Source organism: Coprococcus sp. BIOML-A2 (assembly GCF_009875795.1).
Classification (GTDB): domain Bacteria; phylum Bacillota; class Clostridia; order Lachnospirales; family Lachnospiraceae; genus Coprococcus; species Coprococcus aceti.
Genome location: NZ_WWSI01000003.1, coordinates 460,791 through 472,920, shown reverse-complemented (window position 1 = coordinate 472,920; position 12,130 = coordinate 460,791). Strand labels below are relative to the sequence as shown.

The following is a 12,130-nucleotide window of genomic DNA, read 5'->3' as shown; positions in this document are numbered from 1 at the left end:
GCAAAAACAGAAAGGGCGATTATGAATAAGAAGGAAAGAAGTAATTTTACGGGGACGCTGGGCTTTGTTATGGCAGCAGCGGGAAGTGCGGTAGGACTTGGAAATATATGGAGGTTTCCATATCTTGCGGCAAAGGACAACGGAGGCGTGTTTATACTTGTGTATATAATACTTGCACTTACATTTGGATTCACACTGCTCACAACAGATATTGCAATAGGAAGAAAGACTCGGCAGGGACCGCTCACCGCTTATGGTCTTATACATAAGAAGTGGAAATGGCTTGGCGGTCTGGCATGGATCGTACCGGTCATAATCCTTCCATATTACTGTACTATCGGAGGATGGGTCCTGAAGTATATGACAGCATATTTTACAGGTCAGACAGAGGCTGCCACTGGTGACGGTTATTTCACCGGTTTTATAACAGCCCAGACTGCGCCTATAGTATTTGCACTTATATTCCTTACGGCCACAGGCGTTGTCGTATTCTGTGGTGTTGAAAAGGGAATAGAGAAGTTTAGCAAGGTGCTCATGCCGATATTGGTAATTCTTATAATTGGAATTTCAATCTATTCGCTGACGATCAAGCATACCGGTGATGATGGTACGATCAGAACAGGAATTGATGGACTGAAGGTATATTTGATTCCTGATTTTAAGGGAATGACATTCAGGGATATATTCATGGTTGTAATGGATGCCATGGGACAGCTCTTCTTCTCGATAAGTGTCGCTATGGGTATCATGGTTGCGTATGGCTCATATGTTAAGAAGGATGTTAACCTTATGAAGTCGATCAATCAGATAGAGATATTTGACACGGCAGTGGCTTTCCTTGCTGGTCTGATGATAGTCCCTGCGGTGTATGTGTTCTCTGGAACGGAAGGCATGTCAGCGGGCCCTGGACTTATGTTCATATCTCTGCCAAAGGTATTCAATGCCATGGGTAAGGTCGGAACAGTCATCGGAGCCCTGTTCTTCATCATGGTTACATTTGCGGCGATTACATCCTCAGTATCGGTCATGGAAGCGATAGTGTCAGGACTTATGGATAAGTTCCATCTCACGAGAAAGAAGAGTGCGGTCATAACAACTGTATATGCGGTTGTCGGAATGTTGGTCGTATGTTTCGGTTACAACATATGGTACTTTGAGCTCAAGCTTCCAAATGGAGCTACAGCCCAGATCCTCGATGTGATGGATTACCTGAGTAACAACATCTTCATGCCGCTTGTGGCTATCCTGTCATGTATACTTATCGGCTGGGTAGTGAAGCCTAAGACGGTTATAGACGAGGTTACAAGAAATGGCGAGAAGTTTGGAAGAAAGAAGCTCTATATTGTCATGGTAAAGTTTGTGGCACCAATACTGCTTGCATTGCTGCTTCTCCAGTCATTTGGAATTGACTTTGTACAGTTTGTTACAAATCTGTTCAAATAGAACAATATAGTTTATAATGTAGAGGCATTTGTCATGTGAGTGATGAAGGCCTCTATATTTTTGTCATAAGGAATGTCATTGCAGGATATTTATACCGGGTTTACGGATTTAATGGGAGAATGATGGATGAACAACAGGGATGATTTGATATATCTTGCCCCGATGGAGGGGATAACAGGATACATATACAGAAATGCACATCACAAATATTTCGGCGGCGTTGACAAATACTTTATGCCGTTCATTGCCCCGGCGAAAGGACGTCCTCTCAGAAACAGGGAACTAAGGGATGTGCTGCCGGAAAACAATCAGGGGATAAATGTGGTGCCGCAGCTTCTGACCAACAGCGGCGAGGGATTTGTGAAGGCCGCAAAGTTCCTGAAGGAGCTTGGATATAACGAGGTGAATATCAATCTCGGCTGTCCGTCAAAAACTGTTGTCACGAAGTATAAAGGCTCGGGTTTGATATACGATACGGAGAGGCTTGACAACTTCTTATATGAAGTATTTGCCGCCGACGTGATGGATGTGTCTATAAAGACCAGAATAGGAAGAGACAGTTCTGTGGAGTTTGAGGATATCATAGAAATATATAAGAAGTATCCGATAAGTGAGCTGATCATACATCCGAGAATACAGACGGATTTCTACAAGAATACGCCAAACATGGAAGTGTTTGCCGAAGGTGTGGCTTCATATGGAAGACCAGACACAGTGTGCTACAACGGAGATATAAACAGTGTGGCGGATTATGACAGGTTCACGGGTGATTTTCCTGATATAAGTAAGGTTATGATAGGCAGGGGGATAATAGCTGATCCTTGTCTGGCGGAGCGGATAAAAGAAGAGTGTGGCGACAGTACATATGACTGGAACAGATTCTTCATATTTCACGATGAACTTTACAGGAATTACTGTGAGTCGGATGTGGGCAGGGGCAACACGATGTTCAAGATGAAGGAGCTGTGGGCTTACTGGTCGAGGCTGTTTTGTGATGTGGAGGGAGCTGAGAGGGCTCTTAAGAAGATCCGGAAGACTAGAGATAATGGTGAGTATGAGGCGGCAGTCAGGATGCTGGCTGCACTGTGCAGATGAAATGAATTTAGTATGATGGGGTGTATTGTATGAGTGTATGCTTGGATTACTATATGTTAGTTGTGTTTTGATGATTAGGAGATGATATCATGGGATGTCTTGGAAATTGTATATGGTTTTTATGTGGCGGAATATTGAGCGGACTTTCGTGGGTGGCAAGCGGGGTGCTGTGCTGTATAACGATAATAGGGATTCCGATTGGGATGCAGTGCTTTAAGTTTGCAGGACTTGCATTCTTTCCATTTGGAAAAGAGATAGTGTATGGAGGCGGGGCTGGCTCGCTGATCGCGAATATCATATGGCTGCTCTGCTGCGGAATACCTATGGCGGTAGAGAATGCCTGCCTGGGGCTGCTGCTTTGCATAACGATAGTCGGAATTCCATTTGGGCTTCAGTTCTTTAAGATCGCCAAACTGTCGCTCATGCCGTTTGGTGCAGAGATTGTGGGATGATGGTGGAAATATACATAAATATAGTTGACAGAACTTGAATCACTAGAATATAATAATGTGGCGTCAGATATGTGCTGACGCCATATATAAGGCAATGACGAAGAGAAGTAGCATAGATTATCGCCCACAGAGAGCCGGTGGTGGTGGGAGTCCGGCGGAGTGAATATATGTGAATAACACTTTACCAGCCGCAAGCTGAAAGATATAGCCCATAGCGGGATACGTGTTTTATGTCGAGTAGGGGAGCCGTAGCTGCACGATACGCAGAGAGGTCATGAGCAAGGTGACTGAGAGGGACTGGGACGCGATGCTTTGAATATACGAAGATCGTGTAACGGTAAATCAGGTGGTACCGCGGACATTAAAGCAGACAAGTAACCGACAGGTAGTTTGAGAGAGCTTATGTTCGTCCTGAATATTTGCATATGTATATGTGCATCTGATTCAGGATGAACATAAGCTTTTTCTATTTGCAAGAGAAATAACAGCCAGTGCGTAATCCTGAAAAAGCCAAAGTGGACATAAAGCCACAGGCAAATAGTAAAGAAAAGGAGAGAACAGATGACAATCGAGAATATTTATCGTAACAGAACAATGAACGAGATCACTGAGGGCGATGTGGGAAAGACACTTAAGGTTGCCGGATGGGTAGAGAATATCCGTGACCACGGTGGAGTATCATTTATCGATCTTCGTGATATGTATGGCGTGCTCCAGGTAGTAATGAGAGACACATCACTGCTTGACGGAATAACAAAGGAGGATTGTGTATCAATCGAGGGTATCGTTGAGCACAGAGATGAGGAGACATACAATCCTAAGATCCCTACAGGTACTATTGAGCTTGAGGCAAAGACTGTAGAGATACTTGGCAAGGTATATAAGCAGATTCCATTTGAGATCCAGACATCCAAGGAGACACGTGAGGATGTGAGACTCAAGTACAGATATCTTGACCTCAGAAACAAGAAGGTTAAGGACAACATGATTTTCAGAAGCCAGGTCATCAGCTACCTTCGTCAGAAGATGACTGAGATGGGATTCCTTGAGATCCAGACACCTATCCTCTGCGCATCATCACCTGAGGGTGCAAGAGATTACATCGTGCCATCAAGAAAGTTCAAGGGCAAGTTCTATGCACTTCCACAGGCACCACAGCAGTACAAGCAGCTCCTCATGGTATCAGGATTTGACAAGTACTTCCAGATTGCTCCTTGTTTCAGAGATGAGGATGCGAGAGCAGATCGTTCACCTGGTGAGTTCTACCAGCTTGACTTTGAGATGAGCTTTGCAACACAGGAGGATGTATTCAAGGTTGGAGAGGAAGTCCTCTCAGCAACATTTGAGAAGTTTGCACCTGAGGGCGCAGTTGTTACACAGGCTCCATATCCGATCATCAGCTACAAGCAGGCTATGCTTGAGTTCGGTACGGATAAGCCTGACCTCAGAAACCCACTTAGAATAATAGATCTTACAGATTTCTTCCAGAGATGTACATTCAAGCCATTCCACGGCAAGACGGTACGTGCCATCAATGTACACAAGAAGCTTTCAAAGGGACAGCATGAGAAGATGCTCAAGTTTGCACAGAGCATCGGCATGGGCGGCCTTGGATATCTGGAGATACTTGAGGATATGTCATACAAGGGACCTATCGACAAGTTCATTCCTGATGATATGAAGGGTGAGATCGCAGAGCTTGCAGGCCTTCAGCCTGGAGATACTATTTTCTTCATCGCAGACGTGGAGGAGCTTGCAGCGTCATTTGCAGGACAGATCAGAGTTGAGCTTGGTAACAGACTTGATCTCAACGAGAAGAACGCATTCCGTTTCTGCTATATAAATGACTTCCCAATGTACGAGTACGACAAGGAGAGCAAGAAGATCATCTTCACTCACAATCCGTTCTCAATGCCACAGGGCGGACTTGAGGCGTTAAATGAGAAGGATCCACTTGATATCCTGGCTTACCAGTACGATATCGTCTGCAACGGTATCGAGCTTTCATCAGGTGCCGTAAGAAACCACGACATGAAGATCATGGTTAAGGCATTTGAGATCGCAGGATACACAGAGGATGATCTGAAGGAGAAGTTCGGAGCACTCTACAATGCATTCCAGTTCGGAGCACCACCTCATGCAGGTATGGCTCCTGGTGTGGACAGAATGATCATGCTTCTCAGAAACGAGGATAATATCAGAGAGATCATCCCATTCCCAATGAATGGAAATGCACAGGATCTTATGTGTGGAGCACCTGGAGAGGTTACAGAGCAGCAGCTCCGTGAGGTTCACATTAAGGTCAGACAGTAAAAAGGCCGGACGGCACTTGTAGTTCGAGATATGGATATGTTTCATATCTTATGTATCAAGAACTACAAGTGCCTGTTTTTTTGACATGTACTTGTGTATAAAAACGGTTTTAATTGTTTTTATGAGAATTGTAAGAGGAGGCTTTTGACGATGGCAGGTTTTCTTATAAAGGACACAACTAGGGAAGAACGAGAGCAGATAGTTGCCGATTCTCTGGGAAATATAGATGCTTACTGCGATGGATGCATGTGCGGTATCACAGAGATGTACCAGGATTATATTGATGGGAAGAAGGAGCTCCGTGAGATCAATATGGAGTTCAATGCGAGATATGTCCGGGATGAGGATATGGATGGACGGAAGTGAGCATATGGTGACAACTTTAATAATATGTATGTTGCAGAGCTGGGAAAGCCATGTTAATATGGACATACAGTTAGCTGGTTTACAATAACATCCATAAATAAGTATTAAAAAGGGGAAAATTGTATGGGGATACGAAAAGAAATATTTATATGTGCTGCGGCGCTTTCGATTATGGCATGTACTGCCTGCGGTAGTTCTGAGGGAAATGTTTCAGGAACAAATGGCGTGGAGACCTCGACCGGTGTGGAAAGCGGAATGATAGAGCAGCCACAGGTTATGTATGATGGGTATATCTATTATTACAATGCAACCGGAAGAGATGAGAAATTGCCGGAAGGATACGAGATCGCGGGAACGATAAAAAAGGTCGACAGCAAAGACTATCCTGCAGAGAATTTTGCGGCAGCAGGCGTGGATCTTGAAGCTGGACAGGACATATATATCAGCACAACTGAGAAGAATGTCATTTATCTGAAATATGACAGCGGATATGCGAGGTTTGAGAGAAGTCCTGAGGATGCTGCAGCGGAAGAACAGGATGAGACGGAGGTTGCAGAGAAAGAGAATGAGATAGAGGGGAATAGTGAAATGACAGATAATATGGATGATGCTATGGCAGAAAATTGTGGAGAATATGGATTTGGAGAAGACGGAGAATTCGACTTTGACAGTATATTTGGGATAGATCAGCTTGACCTGAACTACGAGGCACATGTTGCAGGATTTGACGGAGAGAGCTTTTTGTATAGTGTGCATATTGATGGCGGTGTCACAGATGAGAAGGTAGATGAGATCCAGCAGGTGATGGCGGATTATTCTTCACAAAATGGTGATGAAGAAAACTATATGGGGTATATTGATATATATAAGGGTGAAGACCAGATAATGATATACCTTGACCTTGGCGGTGTATCAGAAGAAAATAGCAACATGGCGGTAACGGGTATACTGAACGCACTTAACAGTGTCTCAGGTATAAAGAGTGTTATCATAAACGAAGGGATGTAGAAAAAAGAAAACATGTGTGAAAAGTCCATGATGTTTATTCTGAAATCACAAAGTAATTTTTGGCTATCTTTTCAAAAGTTCTGAGTCGAACTTTCTACTTCATAAGCGTTTTTTTATTTCATGCTTATGAAGTAGAGAATTTTTACCTTATCGTAAATTCGCAAGATAAATTATATGTATCGTAATCCCAATCTCTTTCACTTTCAAAGAACGCAAATTGTTTAATCAAACGATAGTGTCCAGCAGGCAATTCTCCATAAAAACTTTTAACATCAATTTCTAATGTTAATCGTTCGTTAGGCTTAATAAAACAATCCTTTTCATTGCTCTTTGAGGGGGCATCAAGCTGTTTAAGTTGATACCAAGTGCCGGATTGTTCAGCTTCTATTTCAAAATAATTTGGTGAATATCGGTATTCTTTATCAGAAGTATTTTCTATTAGAAATGAAAGGTGCTTCAAATCTAAATCCTTTTCTGTACTCATTGAAATCTTCAAATCACCCAAAGTGTCAAGTGCTTCTTCACTTCCATAAGGAGAAACCTCATATTCTTCGGAATAATCTTGTACTACATGGTTATCACTGTCCTTTGCTTGACTGCACCCAACAATACACACCAATAACGATAAGTTTAGAAACATACATATTATTTTTTTCATTTGTCCTTATCTCCTTTCTTTTAAATTTATAATAGCAATAAAATGTCTATTTTCAATCAACTTTCATTGCAATTTATTTTTACTGTAACACATGCTCCCCCTGCTTCATTATTAGCAATTTGGATATTTCCGCCATGTCTTTCACTTAAAATCTTACTAATATTCAGCCCTAATCCCAAATGTTCAGTAGATATATCTTTCGATGATTTATAAAATGGTAATGTCGCTTTTTCAATATCAATATTTTTAAACCCGCAACCATCATCTGAAACAGATATAACTAAATTATTATTCTCTATTACTGCGCTAATAGCAATATCACTTTTTGCGTATCTAATACTATTAGAGAGTAAATTTTCATAAATCTGCATGACTGTATTTAAATTGATAAACAAGGTTATATTATCACCGCTTGTAGTAATTGAAAAATGTTTGTCATAACAAAGTGCTTCTGCTGTGTTATTAAAATTATCAATAAGTGCATGAAATGTAATCTGTTGCCGTGGAATATCAATATCCTCTAACCTATATAAGTTCGTCATAGCATTTACATATTTTTCAAGACGTGAAACATTTTTTGACATTACTGATATTTCATCTAATATTTCTTCTTGTGATACTAAGCCTTTGGGAATAAAGGAAAGCAGCATAGTAGCATGACCCTTTAGTAAAGTCAAAGGAGTGCGTAAGTCATGTGAAAAAGCAGCGTTTAGACGGCGCTGTTCAGCAAATTGTCGAAACATAGTTTCATTATTTTTCGCCAAACAGTCTTTCATTTTTTCAAAGGCATGACAGAGTTTTCCCATTTCATCATTTAATGGATATGATAACGTAAAATCTAAGTCATTTGCTTCAATTTTATGATACGCATTAGTTAATAGCTTAATAGGTTTCGATATTTTTTTTTTATAAAAAAATGTTACACAACATATCATATTAATAGATAATACGATAGGAATAATTGCAACATTTAATGAACCTAAAACACTGTCAATAAGCCTATCCCGGTTTGTAAAATTAGGTGAAACTTCGATATATGAAACATGGTTCGGATAGACATATTCGTGTACTGGGCGTTCTTTTTGATAATCAACATTGAACTTGCATATCTCGTTTCCTTTCGTATCAAATATTGTGTATTTTGTTTGGTCATTACTATAAGCGGCGGTAAATGAACCATTTTCCGGTATATCATACCTTGTTGACATATTTTCATACTTATAGTTCAAATTTATTCTGTATTTGTCAACCATTGAAATTAAAAGTATACAAATAATTATTCCAATCAACAATGAAAACAAAGCATAAAGAACAAAGGACATCCTAATACTCATGCTATTTAACCGATTGAACCATCTGCTTCTCTTTAATTTTTCCATTTATATCCGCACCCCCAAACAGTTTCAATGTAAGGTCTATCGCCTAAAGATAAAAATTTTGCCCTAATACGTCTGATATGTTCTGTAACAACTGTATTATCACCAATGCCGTCTAATCCCCAAACTTTTTCATAAATAGTTTCCCGGTCAAAAACAATTCCTTTGTTTTGTGAAAGGAAAGATATTATATCAAATTCCTTTTTGGTAAAAGCCATATCCTTATTATGATAAAACACAATACGTGAGGAATAATCTATAACCATATCTTCATCAAATTGCACCTTTGAAGATGTATTGTGTCTTTTTTCTCTGCGAAGATGTGCTGCAATGCGAGCTTCTAATTCATCAACAGAAAATGGTTTTATTACATAGTCGTCTGCGCCAATAGAAAATCCTTTTATTTTATCACTATCTTCAATGCGTGCTGTTAAAAAAATTATAGGGCATGAAACATAATCCCGTATTCTTTCACAAACAGTAAATCCATCAATATCTGGCATATTAACGTCTAACAAAATAATGTCAGGTTTTTTTTCTACTTCTTTTAATGCAGCATTTCCTGCTGTTGCAGTATATACCGTATATCCAAGTTTGCTGAAATAGCAATACAGCATTGATACAATTTCTTTTTCATCGTCTACAATTAAAATACTCTGCGCCATAAATATGCCTCCATTGTGAATATCTGATTTAAGATTATCAAACAAAAATCTATTTCTAATCAATTTCTTTAATTTTCGATGTCATTAGATATTATATATGGCAATATGAGTTGTAGCAACCTTACTCTGCATGTTTTATGCTCTATTACCATCAATACTATGATATGTGTAATCATATCTCAAAGAAAAGAGGAACAGTAAAATGTAATAGGGTGAAAAATATGAAGCAGGATAAAGTGAAGTATGATTTTAAGGCTTTCGGGCAAGCCATTAAAGCAGCAAGAAAAGCAAAGGGAATATCACGCAATCAGTTAGCCGACACACTGAATATTGCGCCCCGGTATATCGCGTCCATTGAAAACAGCGGGCAGCACCCAAGTTTACAGATTTTATATGAGCTTGTAACCCTGCTTGACGTATCAGTAGACCAGTTCTTTTTCCCGGAACGGGAACAAGAGAAGTCCACACGCCGCCGTCAGCTCGATACCATGCTTGACACAATGAGCGAAACAGACTTAAAAATCATGTCTGCTACTGCAAAAGGCATAGAGGAAGCCAACAATGACAGGACGGGGGAATAAAGTTCCCTCGTTTTTGTCTGCATAAAGTGAATGAAGCGCCGCAGAATTGCGGCGTTTTTCTTTTGCGCTTTTTGGCATACTGGGAGTTCCGTTGTAGTGATAAGTGAGGAAAAAACTTTCTTAGCAAGCATAGGAAAAGAGTACCCTTTTCCGTATTTTCGCCCTCCCGTCCTGCGGTGCGTCGGTTGAAAATTGCTTGTTGGGAAGTATGGAGGAGATTGAGACGTATATAGGCAATATAGAGTCTGGAAAGAGCGGAAGCATAGATATCCTCACGAATGCCGTGGCGACGACTGCTGCGAGCGGTGATATGTCAAAGGTGATAGTTACATATGAGGACAAAGAGGGGAATGAGACGACGATTGAGGGGAATTTCAAGGCGACTGTGGAATCTCCGGTGTATGACAATGTAGAGAAGATAAAGGACAGCACAAAAAGCAGTGATAAAAAGGTGTTATATGGTGTAATTGCTGTGGTTATAGTGATAGCTCTGTTCTGTATATGTGCGATAAGAAAGCACAGGAGAAAAAAGGAGATTCTTGATGAATTTTAGATTCCGGTCACGGGGAGAGAGTTTATAAGGAGATAGATTGTATGGGGTGGATATGGCATTTGTGTCTTATGAATATGAAGAGAAGAAAGATCAGAACATTTCTCACCGTTCTCGGCGTGATGATAGGTGTTATATCGGTTGTAGCACTTCTGGCTGTGGGAATCGGAGTCAAGAACGAGATGATAGATTCTGCGGTTGCAAGTGGAAGTGTCAACCAGATAACGATATACAGTGAGACCGGAAGTAAGCATAAGGATCGAATGATAACGGACAGAACGATATCTACATTGACAGATCTTGCAAATGTGGATGGTTGTTATCCTCTGTATGAGGTGCCTGTGAGTATGAAGTATGGGGAGTATGAATACTTTGGCAATCTTGTGGGTGTGCCGGGAAATGAGCTTGATGGCTGGAGTCTGGCCTATGGGGAAAACAGCAATTCTTCACATGGGACATCTGAACTGATCTCGGGCGGCAGTGTGGGCAAAATGTTCTTCAATCAAAAGACATTTGACAGTTACGAGAAGAGAGAGAAGAAGAGTATTGCATCCCTTGTCGGAAAGAGATTTGACACGACCGTCGGATGGAGCGGTGAAAGTGACAGGATATTCAAACTGAAACTCGCCGGGGTTTTATCTGATGGAGATACGGATAACAGCTCTGACAATGCTTCTGCTGACACTTCTTATGACAGTGCAGTTCAGGATGAAGAGTCTGACGAATCGCTGGACATCTCTGACAGCTACAGCGAGAAGTCTCAGACGATATACTGTGATATGGATTCACTGAAAAGCCTGCTCAGAAAGGTCAGCGCCGATGGCAAGCTTTACGGTCAGCCGGTGGATGGCAATGGTAACAGCTACCGTGAATTTGTCTACACATCAGCGGTGGTGATCGTAGATGATATAAATAACGTCGATGCGATGGTAAAAAAGCTTCAGGACATGGGGTATCAGACAGAGAATTCCAAGGAATATCTGGACACGATACAGAAGTACCTCAAGATGATACAGCTTCTTCTCAGCGGAATCGGAATGATAGCACTTATTGTGGCTGTCATAGGAATAAGCAACACCATGACGACCTCTGTATTCGACCGGGTAAACGAGATCGGTATATTGAAGGTCCTCGGCTGCGACATAGACGAGCTCAGACTTCTGTTCCTCATGGAGGCCGCAGTGATAGGACTTGTCGGAGGCGTCCTCGGAGTATTATCCTCCTACGGAGTGAGAATAGTGGTGAATAAAGCCGCCGTCTCCATGTTCAACCTTGCAAAAGAAACCCAGATAGCCATGATCCCATGGTGGCTTGCACTGGCCGGAGTCATCGGCTCCGTGATCCTCGGAGTGGCAGCAGGCTATTTCCCAGCAAGATGGGCCTCAAAACTAAGACCAATAGACGCCGTGACAAGGAGGTAAAAGGTCACAAAATTATCGCAAACATAAAGAAAAAGCCAGAAAGATACAAAAAACAGAAAAGTTGAATCATTCAGAGGAAAATAAGCAAAAAAGATACAGTTTTACGCACAAAAAAAGCAGAGACAACTCACACAAAACACAAAGAATGTGTGAACTGTCTCTGCTTTTGTTGTATATCCCGTGATGGATCCACATCCTTACA

12 protein-coding genes are annotated in these 12,130 nt (G+C 41.2%); 9 read left to right on the top strand and 3 right to left on the bottom strand.

Annotated elements, in window-relative coordinates; translation table 11 throughout:
* Positions 1-21: 21 nt before the first annotated feature.
* The 6 genes from GT575_RS08995 to GT575_RS08970 all read left to right on the top strand — a co-directional run bounded on the left by GT575_RS08995 (position 22) and on the right by GT575_RS08970 (position 6,677).
* On the top strand, positions 22-1,443 hold the full coding sequence (locus GT575_RS08995) for a sodium-dependent transporter (RefSeq protein ID WP_055280491.1): 1,422 nt from the start codon (positions 22-24) through the stop codon (positions 1,441-1,443).
* Between the two features lie 126 nt (positions 1,444-1,569).
* Positions 1,570-2,538: a tRNA dihydrouridine synthase gene (locus tag GT575_RS08990; RefSeq protein WP_161171897.1), complete on the top strand. Its 969-nt coding sequence runs from the start codon at positions 1,570-1,572 to the stop codon at positions 2,536-2,538.
* 89 nt (positions 2,539-2,627) lie between these two features.
* Positions 2,628-2,990, top strand: coding sequence for a YccF domain-containing protein (locus GT575_RS08985; protein ID WP_015533938.1), 363 nt, complete (start codon positions 2,628-2,630; stop codon positions 2,988-2,990).
* A 561-nt stretch (positions 2,991-3,551) separates the two neighbouring features.
* Positions 3,552-5,303 carry an aspartate--tRNA ligase gene (gene aspS / locus GT575_RS08980; RefSeq protein ID WP_161171896.1) on the top strand — a complete coding sequence of 584 codons (1,752 nt, stop codon included), beginning with the start codon at positions 3,552-3,554 and terminating at the stop codon, positions 5,301-5,303.
* A gap of 150 nt (positions 5,304-5,453) precedes the next feature.
* Entirely contained in the window at positions 5,454-5,669 is a 216-nt protein-coding gene (locus tag GT575_RS08975; protein ID WP_015533935.1) for a hypothetical protein, read from the top strand.
* A 123-nt stretch (positions 5,670-5,792) separates the two neighbouring features.
* Positions 5,793-6,677 (top strand): hypothetical protein, encoded by an 885-nt coding sequence (locus tag GT575_RS08970; protein ID WP_161171895.1) that lies wholly within the window; start codon positions 5,793-5,795, stop codon positions 6,675-6,677.
* Positions 6,678-6,819: 142 nt separating this feature from the next.
* Here GT575_RS08970 and GT575_RS08965 read toward each other — a convergent pair whose 3' ends face one another.
* The 3 genes from GT575_RS08965 to GT575_RS08955 are packed head-to-tail and all read right to left on the bottom strand — an operon-like array spanning position 6,820 to position 9,376.
* Positions 6,820-7,335, bottom strand: a complete 516-nt coding sequence (locus GT575_RS08965) for an immunoglobulin-like domain-containing protein (protein ID WP_161171894.1) — start codon at positions 7,333-7,335, stop codon at positions 6,820-6,822.
* Between the two features lie 56 nt (positions 7,336-7,391).
* Entirely contained in the window at positions 7,392-8,714 is a 1,323-nt protein-coding gene (locus GT575_RS08960; RefSeq protein WP_117875051.1) for a HAMP domain-containing sensor histidine kinase, read from the bottom strand.
* On the bottom strand, positions 8,702-9,376 hold the full coding sequence (locus GT575_RS08955; protein WP_022215892.1) for a response regulator transcription factor: 675 nt from the start codon (positions 9,374-9,376) through the stop codon (positions 8,702-8,704). The genes GT575_RS08960 and GT575_RS08955 overlap by 13 nt, the downstream gene beginning before the upstream one ends.
* A gap of 221 nt (positions 9,377-9,597) precedes the next feature.
* On the opposite strand from GT575_RS08955, the gene GT575_RS08950 reads away from it, so the two are divergent.
* The 3 genes from GT575_RS08950 (at position 9,598) to GT575_RS08940 (ending at position 11,928) form a co-directional block, all read left to right on the top strand.
* Positions 9,598-9,957 (top strand): helix-turn-helix transcriptional regulator, encoded by a 360-nt coding sequence (locus tag GT575_RS08950; protein WP_022215893.1) that lies wholly within the window; start codon positions 9,598-9,600, stop codon positions 9,955-9,957.
* Positions 9,958-10,165: 208 nt separating this feature from the next.
* On the top strand, positions 10,166-10,510 hold the full coding sequence (locus GT575_RS08945; protein WP_156327911.1) for a hypothetical protein: 345 nt from the start codon (positions 10,166-10,168) through the stop codon (positions 10,508-10,510).
* Positions 10,511-10,551: 41 nt separating this feature from the next.
* A complete protein-coding gene (locus tag GT575_RS08940; protein WP_161171893.1) occupies positions 10,552-11,928 on the top strand; it encodes an ABC transporter permease in 1,377 nt (458 codons plus the stop codon).
* Positions 11,929-12,130 lie beyond the last annotated feature (202 nt).